The sequence below is a fragment of the Mesorhizobium sp. M0968 genome (genome assembly GCF_040319065.1).
In the GTDB taxonomy this organism is placed as follows: Bacteria; Pseudomonadota; Alphaproteobacteria; order Rhizobiales; family Rhizobiaceae; genus Mesorhizobium.
The window spans coordinates 1-5,441 of record NZ_JAMYNL010000063.1 but is presented as its reverse complement, the minus strand read 5'-3'; the positions used below and the strand labels follow the sequence as shown (position 1 = coordinate 5,441).

The 5,441-nt window shown below is 58.9% G+C and carries 4 protein-coding genes and 1 pseudogene; 2 read left to right on the top strand and 3 right to left on the bottom strand.

Translation table 11 applies throughout. The annotated features are described in order from the left end of the window. The first annotated feature begins 155 nt into the window (after positions 1 to 155). Entirely contained in the window at positions 156 to 1,322 is a 1,167-nt protein-coding gene (locus NKH67_RS33615) for a glycoside hydrolase family 1 protein (RefSeq protein WP_352851964.1), read from the top strand. 136 nt (positions 1,323 to 1,458) lie between these two features. Here the strand turns inward: NKH67_RS33615 and glf are convergent, their stop codons facing one another. Next, positions 1,459 to 2,601, bottom strand: coding sequence for a UDP-galactopyranose mutase (gene glf, locus NKH67_RS33610; protein WP_352851969.1), 1,143 nt, complete (start codon positions 2,599 to 2,601; stop codon positions 1,459 to 1,461). A 2-nt stretch (positions 2,602 to 2,603) separates the two neighbouring features. Beyond that, positions 2,604 to 3,776 carry a glycosyltransferase family protein gene (locus NKH67_RS33605; RefSeq protein ID WP_353033018.1) on the bottom strand — a complete coding sequence of 391 codons (1,173 nt, stop codon included), beginning with the start codon at positions 3,774 to 3,776 and terminating at the stop codon, positions 2,604 to 2,606. A gap of 323 nt (positions 3,777 to 4,099) precedes the next feature. On the opposite strand from NKH67_RS33605, the gene NKH67_RS33600 reads away from it, so the two are divergent. Further along, positions 4,100 to 5,098 carry a glycoside hydrolase family protein gene (locus NKH67_RS33600; protein ID WP_353033016.1) on the top strand — a complete coding sequence of 333 codons (999 nt, stop codon included), beginning with the start codon at positions 4,100 to 4,102 and terminating at the stop codon, positions 5,096 to 5,098. Between the two features lie 233 nt (positions 5,099 to 5,331). Here the strand turns inward: NKH67_RS33600 and NKH67_RS33595 are convergent. Next, a pseudogene (locus tag NKH67_RS33595) lies at positions 5,332 to 5,441 on the bottom strand (transcriptional regulator); the annotation flags it as partial.

Here is a 5,441-nt window from a genome sequence, read left to right as displayed (position 1 = left end):
GAGCTTGGTTGTATTCGCCAATCCTGGCACACGCGTATAGGCCGCCGAGCCGTCGACGTGGTTGGTAGCCGACCGGTTTCGACTAGCCACCGGAACTGACAATGGGGACTGCGAATGCGATCACTTGCGCACGTCTTGGGCGACAGGATGTTGGTATGAACGAGGATACCGCTCGTCGGCCCACGGCAGGCTCTTCCGGGTTCGACAGCTTTTTCATGGCTGGTTTCGAGTGTTCCTCCCACAGGCGCGCCGACGGGGCCCGTCTTGATCTGATCCGCGCGACCTCACATGACATCCATGCACATGGCGACTATCGCCGTTGTGCCGAGCTTGGGCTTCGCACGATCCGCGACGGCTTGCGCTGGCACCTGATTGAAACGGCGCCCGGAGTCTTCGACTGGTCGAGTTGGACGTCGGCGATCGAAGCAGCCCAGGCGGCCGGGGTGCAGATTATCTGGGATATCTTCCACTATGGCTCGCCAGACCATATCGACCAAGGTGGCCCGGGGTTTATCAAGGCCTACGTCCGTTTCGCCGCGGAAGCTGTTCGGGTTCATCGCTCCGCAACCGGGGTGGCTCCCCTGGTGTGCCCGATCAACGAGATTTCGTTTTTTGCATGGGCGGTGGAGGTCGGCTATTTCCCCCGCGTCGGGCCGAACAAGCGTGGATGGTTCAAACGACACCTTGTCAGGGCAGCGGTCGCCGGCGTGAGGGCCATGCGGGAGGCCGAACCCGGCTGCAGGTTCATCTGGGCTGAACCGCTGATCCATATTGCTCCTCGTGACCGTACTCACCCCGAGCGGCGGCGCGCCGAAAATGCTCGCCAGGGCCAATTCGAGGCGTATGACATGCTGATCGGGCGCGTGGAACCGGAGTTGGGCGGCAGCGAGGACGTTGTGGACGTCATCGGCCTCAACTTCTATCCGCACAACCAATGGTACTTGAATGGCCCAACGATACCGATGGGGCACCACGAATACCGTGCACTTTCGGAAATGCTGGTCGAGGTCGCCGAGCGATACAAGAAGCCGATGTTCATCGCCGAGACCGGCGCCGAAGGTTCAGGCCGGCCAGCCTGGCTTCACTACGTTTGCGACGAAGTGCGCGACGCGACGAGCCTCGGTGCACCTGTTCAGGGTATATGCCTGTACCCGGTGACGGCCTACCCAGGTTGGGACAATTCGCGCCACGCCGAAGTCGGCTTGTTCTCCACCATTCATGCGGACGGCTCGCGCACTGTTCGCAAGCCACTTGCGGACGAGTTGGAGCGCCAGCGCCAATCGTTCTTGGCGTTTGAGGAACAACAAGCAAGGGCGCCTTAGGCTCGCTGATACGAACAGTGCGCGCTTTTCAGCTGCATCAACAGCACAGCATATCTAGAGCTGTTCGCCGAGAAGCCGAGAAACATGGGCCTCTTTGGCCGTGGGTCGCCCGACGCCGGTCAGGCCGGCGCATCATTCACTCGGCCGCCTCGCGCTGCGTCGGCGTGACGAGCATCCCGTTTGCTGGCAGGCGTGTCTGAATGCGCCCGAACGTAGCCAATGCCTGGCCGACCACCTGATCCATATTGTAATAGCGATATGTTGCAAGACGTCCGACGAACCAGACCTCCGGGCACGCCGCGGCCAAAGCTTCGTATCGTTTGTACAAAGCCTCGTTTTCGGCCCGCGGCACCGGGTAATAAGGATCTCCGACGTCGGTGGGGTATTCGTAGGTGAGGCTGGTCTTCGGACTCTGCTGACCGGTCAGATGCTTGTACTCGGTGATCCGTGTGTATTTCTCCGTCTGCGGATAGTTGACGACGGCGACCGGTTGAAACTGCTCGCAATCAAGCGTCGTGTGCTCAAAGCGCAGCGAACGGTAGGGCAAGCGACCAAGCTTCCAGTCGAAATACTCGTCGATCGGACCGGTATAGATCATCCGCTGGAAGGGGATCTTGTCGCGAATTTCGCGGTAGTCGGTCTGCAGCATGATCTTGATCTTAGGGTGATCCAGCATGCGCTGAAACATGCGCGTATACCCGCCTGCCGGCATGTTCTGAAAGCTGTCGCCAAAATACCGATCGTCGCGATCGGTCCGGGTCGGGACTCGCGCCGTCACTGACTTGCTCAACTGGGAAGGGTCGACACCCCACTGCTTCCTCGTGTAGCCGCGGAAGAATTTCTCGTAGAGCTCTCTGCCTACTGTGCTCACCACGACGTCCTCGGCGGTGCGGACTTCTTTGACCGTTTCGCGTCGGAAAGCGAAGAAGTCCTGCAGCTGCTCGGACGTCAATTCAAGGCCGTAGAGGCGGTTTATGGTGTCGAGATTAATCGGTATCGGCAGCAGCTTTCCATCGACCAGCGACAGCACGCGATGTTCGTAAGGCCGCCATTGCGTGAATTGCGACAGATAGTCGACGATCGATTGGGCGTTGGTGTGAAAGATGTGAGGGCCGTAACGGTGAATTAGTATTCCCGCCTCGTCGTAGCAGTCATAGGCATTGCCGCCGACGTGATTTCGTCGGTCTATAATCAGGACGCTTTCCTGCCGTTGCGATGCGATACGCTCGGCCAGCACACTGCCGGCGAAACCGGCCCCTACGATCAACCAGTCGAACACGCTCACGCCCTCCTCAGGAATGGGACGACGCTCTTCATCGCATGGGCGCGCTCGATGTGGGCAGCCATCGCGCTCCAGGTCTTCTCCCAGGACATGTCGGCGAGGTAGCCGTCGGCCTTCTTCACCAGGAAATCGCGGGGGTGGGCCAGGATCGAGCGAAGCTTGGCCTCGATGTCCTCCGCCTCGACAATCTCGACAAGGCCTTCGACGCCGTAGGTACGCACAACGTCGACGATCGCCGTGGACAACACCGGCAGTCCTGCCGCAAGAAACTCGGGAGTCTTGGTCGGGCTGATGTAGCGGGTCGCTTCGTTGAGCGCGAACGGCATCCACCCGGCACTCCAATGCCTGAGATAGTTCGGCAGGTCTGCATAGGACTTGCCGCCCAGCCAATGCAGGTTGCCTGCCGTGGGAAGGCTCGCTCGATCGATCTTGACGACAGGGCCGAGCATGACAAAATGCACGTCTGGCATTGCCGCAGCCGCCTGCCCGATAAGTTCAAGGTCGAGCCGTTCGTCGATGACCCCGAAGTACCCCACCCTCGGGTGAGGTATGTCGGCCTGATCGAACGGGTCCTCACCTGGCGCCCTAGCCTGATGGAAATGGGCAACGTCGATGCTGCTCGGGAAGGGAAAGATCGCCCGATGCAAGCTGCGCTTGGCCTCGTAGAGGCTCTGCCCGCCCGTGAAGACGACATCGGCACGCTGCAACAGCGCCTTTTCCAACTGCGTCAACTCTGCGGGAGCGTCTTTGAACGCGGAGAGTTCATCCATGCAGTCGTAGACGCAGACGTCACAGGCGAGGTGATCGCTGAAGCGTAGCGCCATGGGCGTGTAATACCAGGTCGTCAATCGGTCATGCGGCGTGGAGGCGAGGATCTGATCGACGAACCTGCGCTGGATCGCGTCCGCCCTGGTCGCGGAGGTACCAACTGGGATCAACGGCGTCACTATTCTGATCGTCGGGGTAATATTGTGCACCCGCATCGAAGGGTGGCGCCTCTCATCGAAGATCGGCTCTTCGAAGTAAATTAGCTGTTGCTGTTTTGACGCCAGGGTTAGAATGTGTTGTGGTCTCTGATATACGAAGTTCCATCGGAGGTGTGAAAAGCAAATTAAAATAGACGGTTGTACAGCGATTTTTCGTGTTTTGGGCCGGCCCGCCGCCATTTCCATGTAGATTATCCTTCGATATAGTTAGAAAATGCCTCGATTAACGAAAAGTCAATCGAGGCAGCTTTGACATGAAGTTCGCAGCCTTCTATATAACTTCCATCCCAGTAAGTTGTTCCACAGCTGCAAAACTGTTCAGGCGAGACCAGCCGTCCGCTCCACTTGCGATGGCTCAACAGAGAAGGGGCGAGCCGGCCGCCCCCATTGATCCACATGATGAGGCCCCTCGCGTCAGGTCGGGCTCTCCAAATGTGGCCCTTTGCCACAGAGCGGTTGAAATCCTTCTATCGTTCAACAACCGTTCATCGGCGGAGCTATAAATACGCTTGGAATCGGTTTATCTGAGTCGCGCCGGTGGTTCATTTAATGGAGACCGAGACGAATCGAGGGATGGCTGGCGAATGAAGATCGACTTTGAAACCAACGTCTTTCCATTGTTTCACCCGCAGGTCGTGGATGACCTGAAGGACCCTTGTCCCGTTTTCGACGGCACGCTCTGGCACGTCTTCGGCTCAAGCGGTACGGTCACGACCGAAAGCTGGAAGATTCTCCACGCCACGGCGCCGGATCTCTACGGGCCCTGGACAGAGCACGCGCCGACCGTCTTGCCTATAGCCGGATCGGGGGTTGCAGCGCCCGGCGTCATTCATGAGTGCGGCGTCTTCCATATGTTCATCCAGACCGAATTCATGAAGTCCGGCGGACGTTGCGAGCACGCGGTCTCCAATGACGGCTTTCATTGGGTGGTGCTCAATCCGGCGATATTGTCGCTGCCCGACACCGATGAGGACGGCATCTACGATCCCCATCCGGCAATCGTCGACGGCAAGCGCTATATCGTCTATTCAGGCATGCCCAAGTTCACCAGGGTGCCCCAGCCTGATGTCTATCTGGCGCGCAGCCAATCCGATTCCTGGTTCGGGCCATGGAAACGTCTCGGCAAGATACTCGATCATCTCGACGTGCCGCATCACAATGCGCGCGAGCACCCCGACTACGAATGGGGGATCGAAGGCGCGCAGCTCGTCGAGCTGCCGGACGGTCGTGTGCTTCTCAACGCCACCTGTTTCCTCCCCGACGGCCCCCGTGGAAGCCGTCAACGCGTTTTCTTTGCTATCGCCGATAGGGTAGTGGGTCCTTATGTCTCTGTCGGCCCCGTCCTTGATCCTGGTGAGCCCGGCGAGAATGGCCATTCGACGGTGATGATCGACGGCCGGCAACTGACCTTGTTCTACCAGAGCAGGCGTGAGGCTACGAACCATCGCTGGCGGTTCGGGTTGGCTAAGTGTGACCTGGATCGGCATATACTTTCGAGAGTTGCCTAGATGGTAAGTTCCGGCATTTGCCGGAACGGAGGATGCCCTGGCTGTTGGTTGGTGGGACGGATCGCTTTGTACTGGTGATTGAGGGTAGCAGGCGATTCGCAGCCGGTGGGCAAAGCTTGCGACGAGGGATCTATACACGTCAGGCAAGCCGGTCGCCTCATGGACGGCGGTGCCAGCTGCAAGCCTAGCCTAGCAATGAACTGTAACTGAGCGCAGCAACGCGGCCAGTCGATTCACGCGGTTTTGATCCTGAGCACAATGTCCTGATCGTAATTTCCAAAGCCCTTGCCGAAAATATTGATCCCGCCGGGGCGCTTGGCGTCGTCCTTGACGCCGATACGGA

What these genes read in the sequence shown, in the direction of transcription:
- NKH67_RS33615 (WP_352851964.1), top strand. Translation starts at nt 156, where the DNA reads ATGAACGAGGATACCGCTCGTCGGCCCACGGCAGGCTCTTCCGGGTTC.
- NKH67_RS33605 (WP_353033018.1), bottom strand. Translation starts at nt 3,776, where the DNA reads ATGGAAATGGCGGCGGGCCGGCCCAAAACACGAAAAATCGCTGTACAA.